The sequence below is a fragment of the Microcoleus sp. PH2017_28_MFU_U_A genome (genome assembly GCF_020738035.1).
GTDB lineage: Bacteria > Cyanobacteriota > Cyanobacteriia > Cyanobacteriales > Microcoleaceae > Microcoleus.
Genome location: NZ_JAEQCX010000025.1, coordinates 3851 through 25886 on the forward strand (window position 1 = coordinate 3851; position 22036 = coordinate 25886).

General features: G+C 44.7%; 17 protein-coding genes. 12 read left to right on the top strand and 5 right to left on the bottom strand.

Going from position 1 to position 22036, the window contains the following annotated elements:
- Window positions 1–436 precede the first annotated feature (436 nt).
- The gene (gene ruvB / locus JGK14_RS02180; RefSeq protein WP_293196652.1) at window positions 437–1537 is read right to left on the bottom strand and encodes a Holliday junction branch migration DNA helicase RuvB; all 1101 of its coding nucleotides are present in this window, start codon (window positions 1535–1537) and stop codon (window positions 437–439) included.
- Window positions 1538–1608: 71 nt separating this feature from the next.
- On the opposite strand from ruvB, the gene JGK14_RS02185 reads away from it, so the two are divergent.
- The 7 genes from JGK14_RS02185 (at window position 1609) to JGK14_RS02215 (ending at window position 14491) form a co-directional block, all read left to right on the top strand.
- Window positions 1609–2148 carry a hypothetical protein gene (locus tag JGK14_RS02185; protein WP_293183312.1) on the top strand — a complete coding sequence of 180 codons (540 nt, stop codon included), beginning with the start codon at window positions 1609–1611 and terminating at the stop codon, window positions 2146–2148.
- A 284-nt stretch (window positions 2149–2432) separates the two neighbouring features.
- On the top strand, window positions 2433–3281 hold the full coding sequence (locus JGK14_RS02190; protein ID WP_442921419.1) for an ABC transporter permease: 849 nt from the start codon (window positions 2433–2435) through the stop codon (window positions 3279–3281).
- A 308-nt stretch (window positions 3282–3589) separates the two neighbouring features.
- Window positions 3590–5002: an ABC transporter ATP-binding protein gene (locus tag JGK14_RS02195; protein ID WP_293183314.1), complete on the top strand. Its 1413-nt coding sequence runs from the start codon at window positions 3590–3592 to the stop codon at window positions 5000–5002.
- Window positions 5003–5017: 15 nt separating this feature from the next.
- Entirely contained in the window at window positions 5018–6538 is a 1521-nt protein-coding gene (locus JGK14_RS02200) for a methyltransferase (RefSeq protein ID WP_325314717.1), read from the top strand.
- Window positions 6539–6714: 176 nt separating this feature from the next.
- The gene (locus JGK14_RS02205) at window positions 6715–12078 is read left to right on the top strand and encodes a glycosyltransferase (protein ID WP_325314718.1); all 5364 of its coding nucleotides are present in this window, start codon (window positions 6715–6717) and stop codon (window positions 12076–12078) included.
- A 278-nt stretch (window positions 12079–12356) separates the two neighbouring features.
- On the top strand, window positions 12357–13082 hold the full coding sequence (locus JGK14_RS02210; protein WP_293190496.1) for a class I SAM-dependent methyltransferase: 726 nt from the start codon (window positions 12357–12359) through the stop codon (window positions 13080–13082).
- A gap of 128 nt (window positions 13083–13210) precedes the next feature.
- Window positions 13211–14491 (top strand): glycosyltransferase family 4 protein, encoded by a 1281-nt coding sequence (locus JGK14_RS02215; protein ID WP_293183320.1) that lies wholly within the window; start codon window positions 13211–13213, stop codon window positions 14489–14491.
- Between the two features lie 178 nt (window positions 14492–14669).
- Here JGK14_RS02215 and gatC read toward each other — a convergent pair whose 3' ends face one another.
- Window positions 14670–14951 (bottom strand): Asp-tRNA(Asn)/Glu-tRNA(Gln) amidotransferase subunit GatC, encoded by a 282-nt coding sequence (gene gatC, locus JGK14_RS02220; RefSeq protein WP_293128462.1) that lies wholly within the window; start codon window positions 14949–14951, stop codon window positions 14670–14672.
- Between the two features lie 222 nt (window positions 14952–15173).
- Window positions 15174–15695 (bottom strand): photosystem I assembly protein Ycf3, encoded by a 522-nt coding sequence (locus JGK14_RS02225; RefSeq protein ID WP_293183322.1) that lies wholly within the window; start codon window positions 15693–15695, stop codon window positions 15174–15176.
- Between the two features lie 674 nt (window positions 15696–16369).
- Between JGK14_RS02225 and JGK14_RS02230 the strand changes: the two genes are divergently transcribed.
- From JGK14_RS02230 to JGK14_RS02250, 5 genes are all read left to right on the top strand, one after another.
- The gene (locus JGK14_RS02230) at window positions 16370–17302 is read left to right on the top strand and encodes a glycosyltransferase (protein ID WP_293183324.1); all 933 of its coding nucleotides are present in this window, start codon (window positions 16370–16372) and stop codon (window positions 17300–17302) included.
- A 9-nt stretch (window positions 17303–17311) separates the two neighbouring features.
- Window positions 17312–17443: a hypothetical protein gene (locus JGK14_RS02235; protein WP_293152510.1), complete on the top strand. Its 132-nt coding sequence runs from the start codon at window positions 17312–17314 to the stop codon at window positions 17441–17443.
- Window positions 17444–17626: 183 nt separating this feature from the next.
- A complete protein-coding gene (locus JGK14_RS02240; protein WP_293152513.1) occupies window positions 17627–18316 on the top strand; it encodes a class I SAM-dependent methyltransferase in 690 nt (229 codons plus the stop codon).
- A 177-nt stretch (window positions 18317–18493) separates the two neighbouring features.
- On the top strand, window positions 18494–18655 hold the full coding sequence (locus JGK14_RS02245) for a hypothetical protein (RefSeq protein WP_293183326.1): 162 nt from the start codon (window positions 18494–18496) through the stop codon (window positions 18653–18655).
- Between the two features lie 124 nt (window positions 18656–18779).
- A complete protein-coding gene (locus tag JGK14_RS02250) occupies window positions 18780–20093 on the top strand; it encodes a hypothetical protein (protein ID WP_293190497.1) in 1314 nt (437 codons plus the stop codon).
- 319 nt (window positions 20094–20412) lie between these two features.
- On the opposite strand, the gene JGK14_RS02255 is transcribed toward JGK14_RS02250, so the two are convergent.
- Together JGK14_RS02255 and JGK14_RS02260 are read right to left on the bottom strand one after the other, a co-directional pair.
- On the bottom strand, window positions 20413–20679 hold the full coding sequence (locus JGK14_RS02255; protein WP_293183330.1) for a hypothetical protein: 267 nt from the start codon (window positions 20677–20679) through the stop codon (window positions 20413–20415).
- A 172-nt stretch (window positions 20680–20851) separates the two neighbouring features.
- Window positions 20852–22027, bottom strand: coding sequence for a SpoIID/LytB domain-containing protein (locus tag JGK14_RS02260; protein WP_293251305.1), 1176 nt, complete (start codon window positions 22025–22027; stop codon window positions 20852–20854).
- Window positions 22028–22036: the final 9 nt, after the last annotated feature.

Genomic DNA, 22036 nt, shown 5'->3' on the forward strand with positions numbered 1-22036 from the left:
GCAACTACGTACCAAGAAAGGTATGTTGTTGGGCTTAAGCCCCAAGAGCGCTAAAGCGCAACTACGTACCAAGAAAGGTATGTTGTTGGGCTTAAGCCCTCTTAAAATTTGTTAGATAGCAAGTTATATCAATTTCGGTTGTACTGTCAGGTGATGTTGAATGTTAACTGTTGACTGCTAATTGTTTACGGTTTAAAGAATACCGATGCAACCGGAAACGATATAATGTATCAATCAACAACATGACGAGTTTCGTGCAGGGCTTTGTGATAGAATTTTCAGTGATGATTGAGAATTGCCTTTCCTGATGCACTGTAGCGCTGTTTGTCAGGTGCGTCGCTGTAAGATTATCGATATTTCTTTGGGAATTTTCGAGGGCGACGCACCCTACGACTGTTCCATCGCAATTATTTAAGCACGCTCCATCTAACGCACCCTACAATAATTTAGGTGAGACAAAACCTAGGTGTTTCCAAGCAGCGGCTGTGGCAATTCTACCCCGACTTGTTCGCTGCAAAAATCCGATTTGCATTAAATAAGGTTCGTACACATCCTCAATTGTTTGAGTGTCTTCTCCTGTAGAAGCTGCGAGGGTTTCTAAACCCACGGGGCCGCCGTTAAAGTTTTCGATCATTGCTGTCAAAAGAGACCGATCTGTCCAATCCAAACCTAGCGGATCGACGTTGAACAATTCGAGGGCGACGGAGGCAACTTCGGCATTGATTGGCTTTAAATTTTTGACTTCGCTGTAGTCTCTGACTCGGCGCAGCAAACGGTTGGCAATCCGGGGTGTTCCGCGAGCGCGGCGGGCAATTTCTTCGGCTCCTTCTGGGGTGATTTGAGTGTCAAGAACTTGGGCGGTTCTTTGGACAATTAGACTAAGTTCGTCTATTTCGTAATATCGCAGTCTTTGGATCAAGCCGAAGCGATCGCGCAATGGAGATGTCAGCGACCCAACTTTGGTGGTGGCGCCTACTAAGGTAAAGGGTTTCAGCGGAATGCTGCGGATTTTGGCGCTTTTTCCTTGACCGATCGTAATATCTAAGCGGCAGTCTTCCATCGCCGGATACAGGATTTCTTCTGTAACTTTCGATAATCGGTGAATTTCGTCGATAAACAGCACGTCGCCTGCTTTCAGGTTGATTAGCAATCCGACAATATCTCGCGGTTTTTCGAGGGCTGGGGCTGTGGTGATTTTGCATTCTACTTCCATTTCTGCGGCTAGAATTAGCGACATTGTGGTTTTGCCCAATCCCGGCGGGCCGTAGAGTAACAGGTGATCCATCGGTTCGCCGCGGGATTTGGCTGCTGCAATTGCGATCGCCAAAACTTCTCTCAAGTCTTTTTGCCCGATATATTCAGCTAACCGCTGGGGCCGGATTTTGTCTTCTTGTTTGCTGTTGATTTCGTCGGGTAGTTCTTGCGATTCTAGTAGCGATTCCGTCTCGGGTTTGGCGGCTTTTTTCCGGGGTGCCGGGGCTATGTCTTCGGGTAGATTTGGGTCGGGTGGTTGTTGTTTGGAGGAGATAATTGCCATAGTTATTTGCGATCGGGCAATGGGAATTGTTTACAATTGTGAGCGGAATCATTACCAGTATTGAGTTCGCTATGAGTATTCCATCTTCTTTATTAGCGTCGGAAAGCATAACTTTTGAGGGGGCGATCGAGCTGACTCAATCTTTATTGCCCCAAATTGAGGGTTCACGACTTTCAGAGGCCCAGATCGAGCAAGCAGTGGCCTCTCTGGTGAAAACTAAGAACGGTGCTCGGGGTTTTTTTGTTACTTATCTGACGGACGAGGGACAGGTGGCAGACCGGCCTTCACCCGGAGTTATCGAGGCGCTGCGATCGGCTCCTGAGATCGTAGCAGAACTGCTGGTGAAAAATTTAGCGATGTCGTCGGCGATGGTTGTCTATCATTCGCGCCATCAAAGCGAGGAAAGAGCCGCGGGTTCTGCTAGAGTGCAGGGGCGATCGCACAATTTGATTCAAATCCTGCAAATGCCCGCCTGTAAAGCTGTAGCGTCCGAAATGCTGGAAAGTTTGCAGAATGCTAGCGGCGAGTACGAGGAATTTTTTGAACGGTGGGGCTACGACGACGAGCAAAAACTGGCGATACGTTCAGCAGTGAGTCAGGCGATCGGCTAAAGTAGACCTCTAGCAAAAATAGCTAGGATGGGCTACAGTCCCGATCAAAAAATTGATTAAAAGGACTTTTGCAATTTTGTCTCTTATTTTCTTCAGTCTGCGGAGGCAGACTTCGTTTGTCTAGACGCGGTTTCAACCGCCGAGTCCGATCTTTGCCAGCAGATGCTTGATCAAAGCGGCGGGGCTGTGGAATAATTGCGGTTTAGCAAAAGCTGCACAATCGTAGCTGGAGTTGATTTAGGTGTGAAGGTTAGTGAACGAGGGCGAAAAAATTGCTGAGAACGGTGAAAGGAGTTGCCCAAAAAGCCCGATCGGCTCGCGGCAGGATGCCCGCAAGCAGCCAACGGTGGACGAAGCTGCATCTACTGACAACATTGGTGCGCCGGGACTTGGAAGCTCAATACAAAGGTTCGATTCTGGGCAATTTGTGGCCGCTGCTGAATCAGCTATCGCAATTGGTGATTTACACTTATGTATTCTCGATCGTCCTCAAGGTCAAGCTCCAACTTGCAGGGTTCCCCGAAAACAGTGACATTACCTTTGGAGTCTGGCTGTTTGCAGGTTTATTGCCTTGGAGTGCCTTCACCAGCGGTTTGATTAAATCGGGAGTATCCGTGGTTGGGCAGCCAAATTTAGTCAAAAAAGTGGTATTTCCCCTCGGTTTGCTGCCGCTAGTGCCGATTTTGACCGCTTTTATTGAAAGTTCTCTCGGTTTAGCAGCTTTGATTTTGATCGTAGCAGTGTCCACGCAAAAGCTCAACGCTACTTTATTCTTGCTACCACTGGTTTGGGCGCCTCAGTTGCTGCTAACAGCGGGCTTGGGATATTTGACAGCGGGCTTGACAGTGTTTTTGCGAGACATTCCTCAGACATTAGGTGTTATTCTAAATTTTTGGTTTTATTTGACGCCGATCGTCTATCCAGCATCAATCATCCCCGAAGAATGGCGAGCGTGGATATTTTGGCTCAATCCAATGGCCGCCATCTCCGAGATTTACCGAGATCTGATACTGCTTGGAGAAGTCAAGCATTGGGGTGAATGGGGTGTCGCCACGCTGATTTCTGCTGCTATATTTTGTGCAGGTTTTGCAGTTTACCGCCGTTTGCGCCCCGCTTTTGCTGACGTGCTTTGACAGTTGACAGTTGACAGTTGACAGTTGACAGTTGAGGGCGACCTCTACCTGGAAGTCCGAGGATTCGAGTAATGAATCGTCTTTTTTTGATTTCTCCCTACAAGGGTTCCGGCTTTAAACCAATTTCTCCTGGTAAACTTATTTGAGATCGCAAGTCAATCTAAAATCTAAAATTCCAATAAAGGTTTGTAGTGAGGACTCGCATTCCTCATAAAAATCTGAGGACTAAAGTCCTCACTACAAACCTATTTTTAGTGAGATCGGACATAATATCAATCTAAAATCTAAAATCTAAAATCTAAAATCGGATGACAGAAAATGTAATTTCACTAAAAAATGTTTCTAAATGCTTTAAGCGATACGATCGTCCAGGAGACCGCTTAAAAGAAATTATTTACCCCAGCAAAAAACTCGCTGACGAATTTTGGGCTCTCCACGACATCAATCTGGAAATTCCTCAAGGACAAACTCTAGGAATAGTCGGCCGCAACGGTTCGGGAAAAAGCACTCTTTTGCAAATAATTGTGGGGACGCTGACGCCCACCACCGGCAGCGTGGATGTGAAAGGACGAATTTCCGCTTTGTTGGAACTTGGAAGCGGATTTAACCCGGAATTTACCGGGCGGCAAAATGTATTCTTCAACGCTCAAATACTGGGATTCAGTCAAAAAGAAACTGAAGCAAAGTTTGACGAAATAGCTGCTTTTGCTGATATTGGAGATTTCATCGAACAGCCAGTCAAAACTTATTCCAGCGGTATGTTTGTCAGGCTGGCTTTTGCTGTTGCGACTAGCGTCGAACCGGATATTTTGGTGGTTGACGAAGCACTTTCGGTAGGCGACGAAGCTTTTCAGCGCAAGTGTTTTGCCCGCTTGCAAAGCATTCAAGAAGGTGGCGGCACGATTTTATTTGTCTCTCACGCTGCTACTTCGGTGGTGCAACTTTGTACGTCAGCAATTTTAATGGATAGCGGAGAATTGCTGCTCGCTCACACGCCGAAGGTGGTAATTTCTAAGTATCAAAAGTTGATCTATGCAGATCCAGATAAAGTGTTGGGGCTGAAGTCAGATATTCGATCGCTAAATCAACTCACAAAGCAAGAAAGTGACAACAATCTTCAGGATGCTAATTTAGAAAGCACAAAGACGGAGGTGAAACCCGAGCAATATCACTCGAAATCCCAGGAACATTATGATGAATTTTACGATCCGGGGATGATACCGTCGAATACGGTGAGGTATCCGTCTCGCGGAGCGGAAATTATCAACCCCCACATCGAGACTCGGTCGGGAACTGTGGTAAATCACTTGATTGGTCGTCAAGATTATGTTTACACTTACTCTGTCACTTTCTCGCGGTCAACTTCCAAGGTGAGGTTTGGAATGTTGATTAAAACGATTAGCGGTTTTGAGTTAGCTGGTGCTTCTTTAAAGGCTTCCAGTCAGTCCGTTAGGTATGTGGAAGCGGGAACGACAATTGTCGTGAAGTTTCAGTTTAAATGTTTGCTAAATCCTGGGGTTTATTTTTTGAATGCGGGGGTTGTGGGAACGGTAGATGAGGATTTAACTTATCTGGATCGCTGCGTTGATGTGGCGATGTTTAGAGTTCAGTCTTGTACTGAGTCCTGCGGTAACGGCATCGTTGACTTGCTGATCGAACCGTGTTTAACTGTTGTTAATTCTGATTCTCTGGTGAAAAAGGCGTCAACCGAAGTCATCTAAAATTCTGTGAAAACAATGAGCGAGAGCAATTTAGATTTAGTCCAAAATCCGGTAATCGAAGCATTTATTCGAGAGCAAACTAAGTTTCCCGAAGATTTTAAACTAAATATCTGCGAAAACGATGAAATGTATTTGTTTGCGTTGAGCAATGTCAAGGACGATCGCGATCGGGCTTTGGTGCGCTATTATTCGCTGGGGCGCCGCATCTTGGATACTGTTAAACAGGTTGTGGATTGGCATTTTGGCAGTTTTGAGAATGTACCGTCTTTTCTAGATTTTGCCTGCGGTTACGGTAGATTTACACGGTTTTTGATTCAGGAAATACCGCCGGAACAAGTTTGGGTTTCTGATATTTATGCTAATGCGGTTAAGTTTCAAACTGAATACTTCGGCGTTAGCGGTATTGTTTCGACTGGAAAACCAGAAAATTATTTAATCGATCGCAAATTTGACTGCATTCTGGCTAATTCTTTTTTCAGCCATATGCCGGAAAGAACTTTTACAAGTTGGTTGCAAAATTTGTACGATTTGTTGACTCCTAACGGTATTTTGATGTTCAGCGTTCACGATGAGTGTTTGCGAGCTCCTAATGTAGAAATGCCTGCTAATGGTATTCTGTTCAGCGCCCTCAGCGAAAGTCAGTCTTTAGATAAGGAGGAATACGGCACAACTTATGTAACTGAAAAGTTTGTCAGAGAAGTTGTCGATAAAGTTAGCGCAGGTAAGGCTTTTGTTCACCGCATCGAAAAAGGTATATGCAGGTTTCAGGATTTGTATGTTGTCACAAATCAACTATCTAGAGATTTTTCGGAGTTGAAATTCAATCAGCACCCGGAAGGATATGTTGATGTTGCTGCTTTTACAAATAAGGAGAATTTGTATCTGGAAGGATGGGCGGCAGATCTGAATGGCGGCGGTAAAATTGAGGATTTGCAAGTGCTGGTAAACGGTGAGTTTGTGCAGAGGTGCGAGCCTTTTTACGATCGCCCGGATGTGGCCGGACACTTTGAAACTGATGTGGCTTTGCAGTCGGGTTGGAACTGTTATTTACCGAAAAACTCTGTGGCGCCGCAGGATGTGTTAACCGTTAAAGCAATCAATAACTGCGGTTTGACATGGATTTTGGAAACTTGCACTGTGCAATCGCTGGTAAGGCAAAAGCAATCGCGGTCTTTGTTGGGGTCTACTCAACTCAAACTTCAATTGGTTGAAACTCAGCTAGCTGGGGCTAAGATAGAATGGGAGCAAAGTCAAAGTAAGTTAATGATTACTGAAACTCAGTTAGAAGAATCTCATACTAAGTTGGAAGAAACTCAAAATCAATTAATTTCAGTTCACTCGCAGTTGGAACAAACTCAAAGTCAGTTAGTGTCTCTGCAAATGCAGTTGGAGAAGACTGAAAATCAGTTGATGAATGTCAAGCAAGAACTAGAGAAATCGCAATGTCGAGTTGTGGCGATGGAAAGTAGCAAGTTCTGGAAGCTGAGAAGCACGTGGTTTCAAGTCAGGCGAGCGCTCGGTTTAGCGGGAGAATAAGACAAGACCATTTTAGATTTTGGATTTTGGATTTTGGATTTTAGATTGTGGATTGGAGATTGGAGATTGGGAGAGATGAGGGACTAAGTGTTGGGATATTACCTATAAGTTGCATTTTGGGCTAAATCGTGTAGCGAGTAAAAATGGTGTGGGAATTAGGGCGAGGGAGAGAAATTGTGAATATGAATGACAGCAAACCGTCGGTTTTTATTGTTACTGGAATGCACCGTTCCGGTACATCTTTAACGGCTTCTTTGTTTCAGAAAGTCGGAGTTGATATTGGCAAACAGTTGGTGGGCCCGGCGGTGGGAAATGTGAAAGGTCATTTCGAGAATGTTGATTTTGTTGAGTTTCACAAGAGTGTTTTACGATCGCACGGCATAGATGAACTCGGCTGTACGTTTGAACAAACGATTCCGGTAGCAGCGGAATATGTGGAAATTGCCAAACGGGCGATCGCGCAAAACCAACAAACTGACAACCATTGGGGCTGGAAAGACCCGCGAACCGCCCTGTTTTGGGATTTTTGGCTAAATTTGCTTCCCACAGCCAATTTCATCTGCGTTTATCGATCGCCCTGGGAAGTCGTGGATTCGCTGTACCGCCGCGGAACCGATGTCAGCTTGCTGCAAAATCCCCAAATGGCAGTAAAAATGTGGATTCACTACAACCAAAAAGTCTTAGAATTGTCCGAACGTTTTCCCGATCGCTGTCTGTTGGCCAACGTTTACCCGATCGGCAACACTCCGGAATTTTTTATCGATCGAGTCAACGACAAATTTAACGTTAATTTAGGGGCGATACCTGCCGACAATTTTGAAGAATCTTTATTAGTCAACGATATTGTCAAAAGTCACAGACCAAGTTTAATAGAACAATATTTTCCCGAAGCCTTAGAACTATATCAAGTTTTGGAAACCCAAGCTGGCAATCTGGGCAGCGAATCGAATTCTGCCAGCGATAAAATTATTCATTTTCCAGCATCTTCTGTCGGGCCTTTTGAAGATTGGCTAAAAATCCGCTTGCTGGAAAAACAGCAAAAAACCAGCAATTCCGAAATCAAACAGTGGCAAGAAGAATTTCACCAAGCCCAGGCGAAAGTGTTGGGATTGGAGGCAGAATTAGGAGAAACTCAAGTACAACTTGCAGGCAAAGAATCAAATTTTCAAGAAGCTTTAGCAAAACTGCTCGGATTAGAAACAGAATTAGGACAAACTCAGGCACAGCTTGCCGGTCAAGAATCGCAATTTCAAGAAGCTTTAGCAAAAGTCCTGAAGTTAGAAACAGAATTAGGACAAACTCAGGTACAACTTGCAGGCAAAGAATCACAATTTCAAACAGCTTTAGCAAAAGTCTTGGAATTAGAAGCAGAATTAGGACAAACTCAGGTACAGCTTGCCGGCAAAGAATCGCAATTTCAAACAGCTTTAGCAAAAGTCTTGGAATTAGAAGCAGAATTAGGGAAGAGTCAGGTAAAATACGAAGAAAAAGAATTCAAATTGGAGCAAAAGTTAGCTGAGTTACTGTGGTTGGAAACAATACAGAGTCAAACTCAGGAAAAATTAAATGAAAGTCGGGAAGACTTAGAAAAATCGCGCCAGGAAACAGAAAGAGTGCGGGCAGAAATTGAGGCAATCAAGTCTTCTGACTGGTGGCAAATCCGAGAAAATTTGTGGGGTTTTAGGCGCCGAATCCGTGACCTCTTCCCGAAATATATTTTTTCGTTAGACCAACCCACTACTTGGCAAATTAGCGATTCCAATCTCCTAATTGTGGGCTGGGTATTTAACACAAAGATTGAGATTAAAGCAGTGCGTGTCCGAATTGATGACAAAATATTTTCGGGCGTTTACGGCATAGAAAGAAGCGATATAGCGCTAGCACATTCTAATATTTTGGCTGCGAGGAAAGCGGGTTTTACTATTGAATTGCAAGCGCCTGCCGGACGGCACGAAGTGGTACTAGAAGCCCAAGAAGCAGGCGGAAATTGGCATCTCTTGGCAACTTATCCGCTGTTGGTTTCAACAATTCAAGCATCGTTAGATGTACCCGTAGTGTGGGAACAGCGTCAGGGTCAAATTTTGTTCGCAGGTTGGTGCTGTCACCACGATCGCAAAATTGCTAAATTAAGCTTTGTGTGCGGAGATATTTCTGTAGAATGCGCCTACGGTTTGCGGAGAAAAGATGTCGGCGAAGTGTTTCCCGACTGGGTTAACAGTTCGGAAAGCGGCTTTGAGGCACTTGTCGATTTGCCGCCAGGGGAATGGCAAGTTTCGCTGCAAGCTGAGTTAGATACCGAGGAAATTTTGTATTTTCAAGCGCCACAAATATTGACTGTGCGGCGCTACCATATTTGGCAGCGAAGTGCTGATAAATTTGAGGAGTTTTCGAGTTTTGTAGAGGCAATCCGGCAGCGGGCTAGGGAGAGAAAACAGCGTCTGGGCAGAATTGTGCCGATGCCTTGGGAAATTGTCAAGGTGATGCGCCAGTTGGGGAAGATTTACCAACAGCAAAAACAGTTGACTGCGCCGGGGGATTTGCTACCGCCTGCGGGTTTTGTGGTGCCGAAACCGATTGATAGGTATGACGCTTGGTTGGAGGTGAATCAGTGGAATAGTCGATCGCGCGATTACTTGATTTCTCGGTTAAAATCCTGTGGGGAAGCGCTGCCCAAGATTTCGGTGGTCATGCCAGTGTACAATCCGCAGATAGATTTTCTCGAAAGTGCGATCGACAGTGTAATCAATCAAGTCTATCAAAACTGGGAACTCTGCATCGCTGACGATCGCAGTACCGACGCCACAGTTGCTGACACCTTGAAAAATTGGGCCGAAAAGGACGATCGTATCTGCATACAATTTCGCACAGAAAACGGCAACATCAGCGCCGCAACTAACAGCGCAGCCGCCCTCGCCACAGGCGACATCATCCTATTTTTAGACAACGACGACGAACTAACTCCCGACGCCCTAGGCGAAGTAGCGCTATATTTTGCCACCCATCCAACCACCGATTTTCTCTACTCAGACGACGACAAAATCGACACCAAAGGTCGCCGTTTCGCCCCACAATTCAAACCGCAATGGTCGCCAGAACTGCTGCTTTCCTATATGTATCTCGGTCATTTGTGCGCCGTCAGAAAACAGATTTTTGAAGAAATAGGTGGCTTGCGCCTCGGTTTTGAAGGCTCGCAAGATTACGATTTTGCCTTAAGAGCAACCGAAATTTGTCGCCACGTCGCGCACCTGCCTTTAGTGCTGTATCATTGGCGAACTGCACCCGGTTCTACAGCCATATCTGGGGCCGCAAAACCCGCCAGTTTTGGCGCAGGTCAAAAAGCAATCCAAGATGCACTAAACCGCCGACAAATTAATGGCAATGTCGCTCAGCACGCCTGGGCTACCAAAGAAAATTTGGGCATCTTTGCCCAAGATTTCCCGGATGACGGCCCGTCAGTAACGGTAATTATTCCTACTAAAAATCAGGTGAAATTGCTGAAAGCCTGTCTAGATTCTCTGGAAACTACAATCTACAAAAACTTTCAAATTGCTGTCATAGATAATGAAAGCGACGATCCGAAAACTCTAGAATATTTAAAGCAATTAACTTGCCAAGTTTTGCGAATCAAAAATCCTGGTGGCAAGTTTAGTTTTGCAGCAATCAACAACCGCGCCGTCGAGAAAGTTGACAGCGAATATGTATTGTTTTTGAACAACGATACTGAAGCAATCAACCCGCGCTGGCTGAGTCAAATGGTGGGATACGCTCAAATTCGCGGCGTTGGTGCAGTCGGCGCGCGACTGTTATATCCCGACGGTAGAATTCAGCACGCGGGAGTAATTCACGGCCTCCATCACGGTTTGGCCGGTCACGCTTTTAAGCTGATGGATAAGGAGAATCGAGGCTATCTTTCTCAAGCGATGGTAACGCGAAATTACTCGGCAGTAACTGCTGCTTGCACGATTACTCCCCGTCAATTGTTCTTAGAATTGGGCGGCTTTGATGAGGATGATTTTGCTGTTGCTTACAATGATGTCGATTACGGATATCGATTGTTAGAACGGGGTTATCGGTGCGTGTATTGTCCCGATGCGGAGTTGTTGCACAAGGAGGGAACTTCGAGAGGTTTTACTGACAATCCTCAAGAAGTTGCGGCTTTTCGGCGCAAGTATGCGGGGAAAAATGACAGCTTTTACAGTCCTCATTTGTCTTTAGAAGATGAGTATTTTCATATTCAACCCCGACGGGTTTTTATGAAAGGAGAGGGAAAGAAGAAGGAAGAAGGAAGAGGGAAGAAGGAAGAAGAAAGAGGGAAAAAGGAAGAGGGTTATACATTGGAAGTTTCGGATTCTGGTTTGTTGGTAGCCAATACAAACAATTCTATTCATCCTCTTAAGGTTTTGATGTGCAGCAATTCGCTGGATTTTACGGGCGCGCCGCTGCATCAGTATGAGATTGCGGTGAAATTGGCGGCTGAGGGTGTGATTTTGCCGATCGTACTTTGCACGACAGACGGCCCCCTGCGCCAAGCTTACGAACAACAGGGAATTGAAGTCATTGTACGCGACAATCCCCTCGAACACATCTACCAGCGCGATGCTTACGATGAAGCTATCCGGAGTTTTAGTAAGGAAATTGAAAGTTTAAAAGTAGATGCAATTTATGCCAATACTTTAGAAAACTTCTTTGTAGTTGATGCGGCGCGAGAAATCGGAGTTCCGGCGGTGTGGAACGTGCACGAAAGCGAACCTTGGCAAACTTATTTTAACAGGTTTGGCTCGGAGATTGCGGCGAGAGCTTTGGAGTGTTTCCGCTTTCCTTACAAGGTGATTTTTGTGGCGGATGCAACGCGTGACAGGTATTTGCCTCTCAACAGCCACCACAATTTTACAGTGATTCACAACGGCTTAGATTTGAGCAAACTGGAAAATTCCGAGAATTCTGAAGACGCTAGAAACACTTTAGGTGTGGCAGCGGAAGATGTGGTATTGTTGCTGCTGGGAACCGTCTGCGAACGTAAAGGCCAGCAAGATTTAGTTCAAGCACTTTCACTTTTGCCTGAAAAATGGCACAATAAGATTAGGTGTTTCATTGTGGGCGATCGGCCGAGTATTTACAGCAATAAATTAGCCGATATGGTGAACGCATTGCCGGAAGAGTTGCGACAAAGGGTGACAGTAGTCCCGGAAACCGGGGAACCAGGAAAATATTACAAAGCGGCGGATATTTTTGTTTGCACTTCTCGTGTCGAAAGTTTTCCGCGAGTGATTTTGGAAGCGATGGCCTGCGATTTACCAATTATTACATCGCCAGTCTTTGGAATTAAGGAACAAGTGAGGCCGGGAATTAACGGTTTGTTTTATACGCCGGATCGTCCGGATCAATTACTTGCAGCTTTGATTAGTTTGTTGGAGGATAAATCTTTGCGCCAGCAGTTAGCTGGAAATGCTAAATATGTCTTGGATTCACTCAATACTTTTGAGGAGATGACTCAAGCTTATGCAGACATTTTCTGCGAAGCATATTTCAGCAGTCATTAATCATGGGCCAAACAGGTCATTGGCCAAACAGGTCATTGGCCAAACAGGTCATTGGGCAAACAGGGCATTGGTAGAACAGGTAATTGGTAATATCAAATCTGGCTGTACCGGAATTATTAAACCGCAGAGAACACAGAGGACACAGAGGAAGAGAATGGAGAGATGAATCATTCCAATGAAGACCGGATTTGATATAATTGGTAGCACAGGGCAAGGAGAAACGAAGACTTGCGGAACATATTCAAAATCCAGACATCTATACTATAAAATAATCAAAAATGAACGATGAAAAAATGACCGATCGCCCAAGAGTAGATTATGAAACAGCCTGGGACAGTTACGCCCAACAGTGGGAAGAAACTAATCCCGAACTTTCCCATATTGGGGACGAATGGATAGGTAAAGCTGCTGGTGCGGCCAACTCCTTAGCCGAATACGAAGCACTGATAGAACAGGAGTTTGTTGCACCGTACATCAAAAAAGAACATACGGTTTTAGAAATTGGTATCGGTGGCGGAAAAACTGGTTCGCTGTTGCTGAAATATTGCGATCGCCTAATTTGCGCCGATATTTCCAGTCAAATGCTGCAAGCCGCGCGATCGCGCTTGGGAGTCGATCGCGTTTCCTACGTCAAACTCGACGGTTTAACATTAGACGGCATCGCCGAGGGTGCAGCCGATGTCTGCTTTTGCTACGATACCATGGTACACGTAGAAGCCGTAGACATATTCAACTACCTAACTCGCATTCCAAAACTGCTGCGGGGCGATCGCATTTGCGTCTTCCACCACGGCAATATTCTCAGCGAATTAGGGTGGCAAAAATTCGCCGGCGAGTGGGACAAAAACTTGCTGGGACGCAGAGATGGCACTGCATTCTCAATAATGACAGATACAATTATGGAAAAATTTCTCAACCATTTAAACTATGAAATCCTCCTGAAAAATACATCTTCAGTACCGCGAGATTGCGTCTGGATTTGCAAAGCACCATTAAACAGTTGACAGTTGACAGTTGACAGTTGACAGCGATGTTTTTAAAGCAGTCTCACACCTGCTGGAATTATAACTAATCGATCGAACATCATGTAAATCCTGTTCATCTTCCTTCCTTTTTCCTTCTTCCTTCTAAAATGAAAGCATTATTTCTCCACCCCAACTTCCCCGCCCAATACCGCCACATTATCACGGCTTTAGGCGCCAATCCCAAAAATCAAATTGTTTTCGGCACTAAAAACGAGCGTCCAGAATGGGACATTCCCGGAGTTCGCAAAGCAGCATTTACCCCCAGCCGCGAACCCCACGCCCAGACTCACCAATACGTGCGCCCTTTAGAAAGTGCCGTCATCTACGGACAAGCCGTATTTAGAATGGCCGAACAACTCAAAGCTGACGGTTTTGTACCCGATGTGATCTGCGGACATTCAGGTTGGGGGCCGACACTATTTGTCAAAGAAGCTTTTCCAAATACGCCACTTTTGTGTTATTTCGAGTGGTTTTATCACGCCATTGGTTCCGACGCAGATTTCGATCCGGCGGAACCTTTAAGTGTTGACGATATGGCGAGAATTAGAATCAAAAATGCGCCGATTCTGATCGATTTATATTCTTGCGATTGGGGTTTGTCGCCGACTTATTGGCAGCGATCGCAATTTCCGCCAGAATTACAACAAAAATTATCCGTACTCCACGACGGCGTAGACACCGATTATTTTAAACCAGATCCCGGTGCTAAACTAATTTTACCGAACTTAGATTTGTCCGGCGTTGATGAAATTGTCACCTACGTATCGCGGGGAATGGAACCTTACCGTGGTTTTCCAGAGTTCATTGAGTCGATCGCCTACGTGCAAGAACGCCGCCCCAACTGTCACGTTGTAATTGTTGGTTCAGACAGAGTTTGTTACGGCCGTTCTTTACCAAATGGCGAGTCTTACAAAGACCATATGCTCAAAAAAGTGCCGCTAGATATGTCGCGAGTACACTTTGTCGGGCCGCTACCTTACGGACTGTATTTAAAAGTAATTCAAGCATCCGACGTACACGTTTATTTAACCAGACCTTTCGTGCTATCTTGGTCGATGATTGAATCTCTATCGGCAGGATGTTTAGTAATCGGTTCCGATACGGGCCCGGTGAGAGAAGTTATCCGCGATGGAGAAAACGGTTTAATCGTCGATTACTTCTCGCCGAAACAAGTAGCCGATCGCATTGACGAAGTTTTAGACCATCCTACCCGCATGGCAGAAATTCGGGTCAAGGCCCGTCAAACCGCCCTAGAACGCTACAGTTTAGCTAATATGTTACCGCAGCAATTACAACTAATCGAGCAGGTTGCAAGTCGATCGATGCCGCCGACAGTTGGTATGCAGCCAGAACGGGAATTGGCCGCATCTTTTGGAGTGAGAATTTAGTGCGATCGTAAGGTACGCCACAAGCACCCTTAGGTACGTTGTTGGGCTTCAGCCCTCTTTCCTAATATTATAAAGAGCGCTGAAGCGCAACTACGTACCTAATTTGTCTGACGACAATAAAACCACCCTGCTGATTAAGGGGGGTTAGGGCGATCGAGTCAGGTACACAGCGGAAATTCTACATAATCTTAGGCACTTTAAAAAACTCCCCATCGCGATCGGGAGCACCCGCCAAAATACTCTCGCCGTTAGCAAACGGTTGCAAATCGTCCGATCGCATAACATTGCTAACATCGATCGCCCGAGTTGTCGGTTTTACCTTACTCGTATCCAGTTCGCTCAACTGCTCAAAATAATCCAAAATACCGTTCAGTTGACCAGTAAACTGCTCTTCTTCTTCCGGCGTTAATTCCAATCGGGCTAAATTCGCTACTTTCCGAACTTCTTCTTTGTCAATCATAAAAATTGGGAATTGGGAATTGGGAATTGGGCATAGGGCATAGGGCATAGGGCATGGGGCATGGGGCATGGGGCATGGGGCAAAGAGGCCAAACAAGTTATGTGTTATTTGTTATTTGTTATTTGTTATTAGAGAAACTACTAACTATTAACTACTAACTATTAACTATGCCCGATGCCCCATTCCCTATTCCCCATTCCCTATTCCCCATTCCCATCATAGTTAAAAATACACATCAATTTGCGATCGCCCTGTCGTCTTCAGCCAATTCTGCACCTCAATGTAATTGTTCGGCGCCAAACGAATAGCCTCCTTCCAGTAATCCGCAGCTTTATCAAACAGCCCTTCCGCCCCTTCAACATTGCCAGCTTCCTTTTCCCTTTCCCCTTGATAGTGGTAAATCACAGCAATATTGTTCAGCGCTTGCGGCATTCTGGGATTCAGTTCAAGCGCTTCGCTGTAATACTCCAAAGCTTTATCGTGTTCGCCGTTGCTAGTATGGATCAGACCCATATTGTACAATACATAACTGCGATCGTAAGGATCTTCTTCCAGCTTCAGCGCTTCAGTATAATTGTCCAGCGCTTCAGCATATTCGCCATCAGCTTGAGCCGACATACCATCCCGATAATAAGCAAAAGCTTCCTTCGCCTTCTTTTTCGCGGGCATAATCTTCAGGATGATATCAGCCATTACCGTGAAACTTTTGTCAATAAAGTTATCGTTGCGTTGAGTTCTTGGCATATGCGATTCTTTTCGTTAGTGGCTAATCTCAAAAATTAGCGGGTAAAGTTTTCCTATGAATACTTGCACAACAATTTTAGTTTAGAGTTGTGCTGAGAATGCGAAAAAGACTTGTGAGACACAAGGACAAACTTGACAACACGCGCAAGTCCTATCTATTGTAGATAACTATTGCAAGACTTGCAAAAAAAACATATTTTTTTTACATATTTAAACTTTTATTAAGTTTTCAAAGTTCAGCCAACACTGAAAAGCTTTTGGGAAAAAAGTAGGGTACGGTTCAATTGAGGGTAACAGTTTGCGAGCGATCGGTGTAAGGTGAAGGCTGTCGCCTTAGTCCTAATTCGCCCCCCAAAGCATGAGTCCGAGCCAATCAGTCTTGGGGTTGGCATTTGCTAGATGCGATGGCGCAGGGGTTTCAGCCAGATTTCACCATTGCTGATGTCGGGACGGGATTGAGAGCAGGTCAGAAAGAAGTCCTGCCTGATACTCCTTGTCATGGAGATATTTTTCAGCTCCAACAACAATTTGAGACAGTTGTTGACAATTGCTAATTAGCATGGTAATGTCAGACTATTCCAGCGTAAAAAATGTTAATTTTTCAAGCAGGACTAAGCAGTCGGGGTAATTGTATTCATTTGTAGTAAAAATAAGTTGGAAGTATTAATTAGGTAATGTCGTATCGTATTGTTGCTTATATCACTGCCTATTCAGATAAAACTGCCCTTGAGCGGTGTATCGCTTCTCTTAAGTGTCAAACTTATTCGATCGAGAAAATCTTAATAGTCGATAACTCGCCTCATGTTTTGTTGTCTCCTGAAGAATTAGACGAATCTATTATCGTCAAATCTTATCCCCAAAACATCGGCATTTCTGGCGGTTTACGAGTGGGTATTGAATGGTCTATTAAAAATGAATTTGATTTTATTTGGACTTTCGATCAAGATACTGAACCTTCACCAGATGCTTTAAAAAGATTAATTGAAACCTATGATAATCTCAAAGAAGCTCATCAAAAAATTGGAATTATTGCTCCACTTCCTGTTGATAGAGTCACAGGACAACAATGGAATGGAATGATCTTAGATAAGTATCAACTAAAACAATTTCTTATAAACGATCAAATCCCTGAAATTTATAAATGTGATGCCGTTATTACAGCAGGTTCTCTTATTTCCATTCAAGCCGCTTACAATACTCCCTTTCCTAATGAAAATTTATTTATTGAAGCAGTTGATTGGGAATATTGTCTAAAATTAAAGAAACAAAATTATTCTATATTTGTCAATAGAAATATTGTTCTAAAACAACGATTTGGAGAGACTCAAGAAGTTAATTTATTTTATCCTAAAATAAAAATAATGCGATTGAATTGTTCTCCGTTGCGTTACTACTACCGATGCAGGAATAACACCTTTGTCGAACTTAGTCTCGCTATGGAGAACAAACTATTGATTATGTTTAGTATTCATAGAATTAAAATTATGATTAATTTAGTTATTAAAATCTTGCTATTAGAAAACTTATCAAGAAGATTGAAAATTTGGGCTTGTCTGCGCGGAACTTATGATGGTTTCAGAGGGAACTTAGGAAAAACCTGGGTATAATCTACAAGAATGAGTCCGAGCCAATCAGTCGCAGCCAGTTTACCGCTTGATGCTCGCCAGAAAATAGCGATCGTGATATTGGCAAAGACAAAGTACGCACCCACACTATTAGTAGCGTTGGCGATCGGTTACCAGAGGTAACGCACCCTACAGATAGATTCTTTGCGTAAGTCCTGTACTCTTTACCCCTTCCCCCTTCCCCTTCCCCCTTCCCCCAACAGCAGTAACAAAAATACGTGGGGCAATGCGTGAGATATGTTATAGTAAACAGTCAGCCTAAATAGTTAGGTTTCAAATTGTTGTCTATTATCTCAGGAAACCGAAATGCTCAGAACCGATGTAATTCAAAAAATAATCGACAAGAAAAAAGCCCTGAGGTATTTAGAAATCGGCGTAAATAATGGCGATAGTTTTTTCCCGATCGAGATCGCTCAAAAGGTGGGAGTAGATCCTAGTTTTGCATTTTCTGAAGAACGTAAATTGGAATGGGCTAGTAAAAATCTATGTAATGCAACAGCGGAATATATAGACGCCACTAGCGATGCTTTTTTTGCAAGTGCCAATCCGATCGAACGGTTTGATGTAGCATTTATCGATGGATTGCATACCTACGAACAATCATTGCAAGATGTCCTGAATACCTTGGACAACCTCAATGAAAATGGCGTAATAGTCATGCATGATTGCAAACCACCCCATGTCCTCGCAGCCTGTCCAGCTCAGTCTCTGCAAGCTGCGATCGACATGAATTTACCTGGATGGGATGGCAACTGGTGTGGTGATGTCTGGAAAACGATTTGTTATCTAAGAAGTAATCGCAAAGATTTGCGAGTCTTTGTGTTGGATTGCGATTTTGGCTTAGGCATAGTTATGAAAGGAAAGCCTGATATCGATCTCAACCTGAGCAAAGATGAATTGGATAAAATGACTTATGAAGATGTTCTCAATGGTAAAGAAAATTTTCTTAACTTAAAAGATGAAAACTATTTGTTTGAGTTCTTAGAAACAATCTAATTCACTATCCACTATCCACTACTCACTATTCACTAATTTAATTATGCAAGCTGATATTTTTTATTAAGATGGCATTCGTCGCAGGTGGTTATATTCCGACACCCCCTGTATCTAGTTCAATTTTGACTCTGATCCAAGAATACAAATACCACTCAGAAACAAATGAGAATCAAGTAGATGTTTTCAATTGATCGACGCGACGAATTACTGGCGATCGCCGGTATTCTCGACCCAAAGCTGACAGCAATCGCTATCAGCTTTGATGTACCTTTAATGATGGCAGAATTTGCCGTGCAGTGCTACCTTAAAACTGCCATTTTTGAACCATGCCAAAAGTAGCAATGTTTTGCCCCAAAATCAAGGTCAGCCACAAAAAAAGCCTAAATTCTCCAGGTCTAAACCAGCTTTAATGCCCGCAACCTATAATTAAAAATAACCGCGTAATTTTCACAAAGAGAAACACATGGCTCCAAATCCCGGGATTATGCAAGCCGTCGAGCAACTTGGCTACCGCGTTACGGTTGGAGACGTGGCGGCAAAAGCTGGACTAGATGTCAATTTTGCCCAGCGAGAACTGTTAACGCTGGCCTCCGAAGCAGGCGGCAACCTGCAAGTAGCAGAATCCGGCGACATTGCCTACATATTTCCCAACAACTTTCGAGATATTTTGCGAAACAAATTCTTGCGCTTGCAGTTGCAGGAATGGTGGCAAAAAATCTGGCGAGTTCTATTTTACTTGATTAGAATATCTTTTGGCTTAGTGCTGGTAGCTTCCATCCTTTTAATTGTTGTTGCTATTACGCTTTTACTCTCCAGCATGAACAGCGACAATAACGGTGGAGGAGGCGGAAGCGGAGGCGAAAGTGGAGGTGGCGGCGGAGGCTTTTTCTTTTTTCCCTACTTCTGGAACGACTTAATCTGGATCTTTTACTGGAACCATGATGAACCATACTACCAGCAGCGATCGCGCGATCGCGGTCAAAAACCCCAGATGAGTTTTCTGGAAGCAGTTTTCTCATTTATATTTGGAGACGGGAATCCCAATAAAAATCTAGAAGAGCGCAAGTGGAGCGATATAGCCACCGCAATTCGCAACAACCGAGGCGCAGTCGCAGCCGAACAAATTGCGCCCTATCTCGACAATCTCGGACAGGGATACGCCCGAGAATACGAAGAATATATGTTACCAGCCCTGGCCCGTTTTGACGGCCGCCCCGAAGTCAGTCCCGAAGGGCAAATCATCTATCATTTTCCGCAATTGCAAACCACAGCCCTCCTGCAAAATCCTCAACCAACAGGAACTTATTTGCGAGAAATGCTGTGGCGTTTCAGTCACGCCGACTCCGGCCAAATCATGCTCGCAGCAGGTTTAGGAGCCGTCAATCTTGTCGGTGCGCTGGTTTTGGGGAATTTATTAACGAAAAGTGCGATCGCAGGTGGATTCATCGGCTTCGTCAGCGGTATTTATCCACTGCTGCTGATTTACGGCGTCGGATTTCTGACAATTCCCTTAATCAGGTACTTCTGGATTCAGTGGAAAAATAGCAGGATAGAAGCTCGGAATCACGATCGGCAGCAGCGAGCCATGTTATTAAACCAACCCGATGCCAACTTGCAGCAAAAACTGGCCTACGCCCAGGAATTTGCAGGCGAAAACGTTCTGAGTGGAGAAGACTTAGCTTATACCACAGAAAGCGAATTAACTCAACAAGAACTAGAACAGTCAGCAAAAATAGATGCTGAATGGCAGCGGCGAATTGGGCGATCGGACAATTAATTTATAACCCGAAGAATCAGGAATGCAGCACACAGATTTTTTCTTAGTCCACGGAGGTGGACTTTGTTTTTGTAGTCGCGGTTTCTAACCGCCGGAGACGAGAAGTCTTCTGAGAATTGATCTTAGGTACGTAGTTGCGCTTCAGCGCTCTTAGCTTATATTAGGAAAGAGCGCCCAAGTGCAACTACATACCTTCTATTGGCGTTGCTGCTGCAACAGTATGAACGACTCAATGTGAAAAAATGAAACAAACCAGTCAGTCAATATAGCTGAATTTTCAAGTTACCCATTTTCATCCCCTGATTAAACAACGCCAAAATCATTTATTTTGAATACTAGAATCTGTTGTTTTTCTCATCTTTTTAACAATCTTAGGGCGTTTAAAAATCAAACAATTTTGGTCGTATTTCGAGTCATGTCGCAGAGCCACAAGTTCCCACCCATCCTCCCCCAATTGATTGACAAATAGATGTAGCGAGCCTTGTTTCCAATCTCGCAGCTCCTCACCATTTACATATAAACTAATTAGCTTATTTCCAAAAGGATACATATTCGCATCCACAAATAAATACTCCCACTTTTGCATAGCAATCCTTAATTTAGTTAGTCAGTAGTCAGTTGGCAGTTGGCAGTTGGCAGTGGACAGTTAGTTAGTTATTCGTTATTACTTGTTATTGGTTATTTGTTATTTCTTACCAATGCCCCATGCCCCATGCCCCATGCCCCATGCCCCATGCCCCATCCCCCATTCCCAACAGTTACTGCACAGCAATTCTAGCCAAAGCAGCACCCCGGTAATAGTGCAACAAAATCTGCTGGTAGCCGTATCCCTGCCTAGCCAAATTGTAAGCCCCCCACTGACTCATGCCCACAGCGTGACCGAAACCTTTGCCAGCAACTTGAAAACCCGTAGGAGGCTTCCCCCTATTTTGGCCGCTAAAAATCCCGCCGTACTGAGGAATCACAGTAAAGCGGGTACTCCTTAAATTTAGAACCCGACGCAAATCCGCGCCAGTCATCACCCTAGAACCGCCATCCCCGACTACTTTCATGGACAAAACGCTGCCGTAAGCGGTAGTACGTTCTGGCTTCATCGAGATTACATTACCCACACCAGAAATCTTGCTGCTGATTTGAGCGCGGGAAAAATTTTCTTTCCATTGGTAAACCGGCGCCCCTTGGTCGAAGTCAGGAACAGCCCGCAAATAAGGCAGGGGTTCCGTCCAAACATCCTCGACATTTTCCGTATGTCCGCCAGAGGCAGAGTGGAAAACAGCTAAAATAATCTGACCGTTGTAGGTGAGAACTTGACCAGCGGTGGCATCGACTGCGGCATAAGTACCCGAAGATTCTGTTTGCAATCCTTTGTAAACCTGGGAAGACTGAGTGTCGTCCACATCGTAAAGGTCGGTTTCGCTTTTGAGGCGCTTGTGGAGAGCGTAGGAACGGGCGGCGACTGCTTGGGCTTTCAAAGCCTCTTGAGGCCAATTGCCACTCATTTCGGCGCCGAGAACGCTGTAGAGATACTGTTCGATATCGACGTAGTTGACGGCGGTCAAGGCTCCTTTTTCGGGAACTAGAAGCGTGCGTCCCCGATACCATCGATCGCCAATCCAAACATAACCGTTTCCGGTCGGCTCGATCCAAATTTGATTGGCAGCCCAGCGGCCAATTGCCACAGTTCCCGATCGAAATTGAGCTGACTGAGAACTGTTGGCGGGCAGTTCCCCCAAATTGCGCCCGCTGCTGTCGCGGATTGCAGCCTTAGTAGAACTGCCGACTTTGATCTGACTCGTCCCGTCTTGTACCGCAACTCGCAAAATCAGCGCCGCCTGTGCTGGGGCTACCATTACCAGCCAAAACAACAGCGAAATCCAAAAGTAGCGTTTTTTTAATGTCGAAAGAACGGAAGTAAAGAACACTCCTGACTGCATTTGAAAATT

Coding starts and splice junctions, on each gene's coding strand:
- JGK14_RS02200 (WP_325314717.1), top strand. CDS start 5,018: ATGAGCGAGAGCAATTTAGATTTAGTCCAAAATCCGGTAATCGAAGCA.
- JGK14_RS02185 (WP_293183312.1), top strand. CDS start 1,609: ATGAGTATTCCATCTTCTTTATTAGCGTCGGAAAGCATAACTTTTGAG.
- JGK14_RS02195 (WP_293183314.1), top strand. CDS start 3,590: ATGACAGAAAATGTAATTTCACTAAAAAATGTTTCTAAATGCTTTAAG.
- JGK14_RS02255 (WP_293183330.1), bottom strand. CDS start 20,679: ATGCAAAAGTGGGAGTATTTATTTGTGGATGCGAATATGTATCCTTTT.
- JGK14_RS02235 (WP_293152510.1), top strand. CDS start 17,312: ATGAGTCCGAGCCAATCAGTCGCAGCCAGTTTACCGCTTGATGCTCGC.
- JGK14_RS02245 (WP_293183326.1), top strand. CDS start 18,494: ATGTTTTCAATTGATCGACGCGACGAATTACTGGCGATCGCCGGTATT.
- JGK14_RS02215 (WP_293183320.1), top strand. CDS start 13,211: ATGAAAGCATTATTTCTCCACCCCAACTTCCCCGCCCAATACCGCCAC.
- ruvB (WP_293196652.1), bottom strand. CDS start 1,537: ATGGCAATTATCTCCTCCAAACAACAACCACCCGACCCAAATCTACCC.
- JGK14_RS02250 (WP_293190497.1), top strand. CDS start 18,780: ATGGCTCCAAATCCCGGGATTATGCAAGCCGTCGAGCAACTTGGCTAC.
- JGK14_RS02240 (WP_293152513.1), top strand. CDS start 17,627: ATGCTCAGAACCGATGTAATTCAAAAAATAATCGACAAGAAAAAAGCC.
- JGK14_RS02260 (WP_293251305.1), bottom strand. CDS start 22,027: ATGCAGTCAGGAGTGTTCTTTACTTCCGTTCTTTCGACATTAAAAAAA.
- JGK14_RS02225 (WP_293183322.1), bottom strand. CDS start 15,695: ATGCCAAGAACTCAACGCAACGATAACTTTATTGACAAAAGTTTCACG.
- gatC (WP_293128462.1), bottom strand. CDS start 14,951: ATGATTGACAAAGAAGAAGTTCGGAAAGTAGCGAATTTAGCCCGATTG.
- JGK14_RS02210 (WP_293190496.1), top strand. CDS start 12,357: ATGAACGATGAAAAAATGACCGATCGCCCAAGAGTAGATTATGAAACA.
- JGK14_RS02230 (WP_293183324.1), top strand. CDS start 16,370: ATGTCGTATCGTATTGTTGCTTATATCACTGCCTATTCAGATAAAACT.